Source organism: Geodermatophilus chilensis, assembly GCF_002802985.1.
Classification (GTDB): domain Bacteria; phylum Actinomycetota; class Actinomycetes; order Mycobacteriales; family Geodermatophilaceae; genus Geodermatophilus; species Geodermatophilus chilensis.
Map to the genome: position 1 here is coordinate 1 of NZ_NVPT01000347.1, position 1,502 is coordinate 1,502.

Annotated in this window: 2 protein-coding genes and 1 pseudogene; 2 read left to right on the forward strand and 1 reads right to left on the reverse strand. The window is 68.3% G+C overall.

The window, feature by feature from the left end; translation table 11 throughout:
* Nucleotides 1–117, reverse strand: a pseudogene (locus CNO22_RS29565) (IS5/IS1182 family transposase); the annotation flags it as partial.
* Between the two features lie 313 nt (nt 118–430).
* On the opposite strand from CNO22_RS29565, the gene CNO22_RS27050 reads away from it, so the two are divergent.
* On the forward strand, nt 431–736 hold the full coding sequence (locus CNO22_RS27050; RefSeq protein WP_269799653.1) for a M48 family metalloprotease: 306 nt from the start codon (nt 431–433) through the stop codon (nt 734–736).
* Between the two features lie 5 nt (nt 737–741).
* Nucleotides 742–921, forward strand: coding sequence for a hypothetical protein (locus CNO22_RS27055; protein WP_100502301.1), 180 nt, complete (start codon nt 742–744; stop codon nt 919–921).
* The last annotated feature ends 581 nt before the right edge of the window (nt 922–1,502 follow it).

The window sequence follows — 1,502 nt, forward strand, 5'->3', positions numbered from 1 at the left end:
CCCGTTGATCACCTGCCGGTGATCGTTCCAACGGCCGCCGCGGCGCGGCGTCCGGTCCGGCACGAGCGGCTCCAGCCGAGCCCACTCCGCATCAGTCAGGTCGTGACGATCGAGCACAGGCCAGGCCTACCGAACCCGCCGGTCAAGATCGCTGAGACACGCCCTAGCCGCCTGGCGACGTGCGGCGTCGAGTGGCCCGGTACGGGCACTGGCGGGCGGTCGCCGCCGCGCCAGCCATGATCGGCAGCCTGCTGCTGATGCTGGCGGCCGGTGCGTTCAGTTGGTGGGCGGGACTGCTCCCGCTGGCCTGGGCAGCCTGCACAGCGGCTGTGACCACCCGGGTGGGTGAACGGATCGCTTACGGGTTCCATCAACCCAGCCCGACGCAGATGGCAGGGCCCTGCAGCCGGCATGGTCGACGGCCCTACGAGTGGCCGGAACCGCTGCCGGTGACGTCGAGGTGTACATCCAGACCACTCGGGTGCCGAACGCGTACGCCAACGGTGGACGCAGCGTCGCGATCACCAGCCGGGCCGTGGAGGACTACGAATTCGATCGACTACCGGAGGACCAACTGGTGGCCGTGCTGGTGCACGAGCTGGGCCATCACGCCACGGGAGCGACTCGGCTGATGCTGCTCGTGTCGTGGCTGACCGCGCCTTGGAGCTTGGCGAGGAGCCTGCTGACCGATCTTGCGAGCATTCTGGCCGGCCGCCAGAGCCGGCGCGGACCCTGATCGTCGTGGTTCTCGGACTGGCCGTCGCCGTGACCCGGACCCTGCACCAGGGCCAGAGGATCGTCGGGGGAGTGCTGGTCTTCGTCGGGCTGGCGGCGGTGCTCTGTCCCCTCGCCGACGCCGCGATCAGCCGGCGGGCCGGGTTGGCCGCCGACCGCTCGCCGCCGACCACGGCCTCGCGCTGAAGCTGGCCGCCGCACTTCACGCACTGGATGACGGCCATCGTGCGGCCCGAGGATGGTCGCAGAGCCTTCTGGCATCCCATCCGACCTCCGACCAGCGCATCGGCGCGCTTCTCGCGGCGGCTGCCGCCCCTGCACATCAGCGCAGGAAGGCATGCCAACCCACGGAGACGGCAGGATGCCGGGGTGTCTGACCGCGCCGACGGGGGGAGTGGAGAGCGATCCTCCACCCGCGAGAGTCGAGACCAGGCACTCTTTACGCACCCAATATTCCCGTCCTCAGCCGTCCCCAACCGTCGCAGCCAACGCTCCATACCTAGCCTGACCAGCATGTTCAGCATTAGCCAGCGCGAGCCAACGGCCCAAGATCAAATCGCAGGGTTATTGGTTCGAGTCCAATCGGGGGAGCCAAGAAAGGCCCCTGACCAGCATGTTCGCCGGTCAGGGGCCTTCGTCGTCAGTAGCACCGGGAGCCGATCCGACACTTACTAAGGAGATCGTTAGTAGCTTGATCGCTGACCCGCGCGCGGAGACCATTGAGGAGTGCGGGAGGACGACGGCCGCAAGCTCGACCACCAGACGCT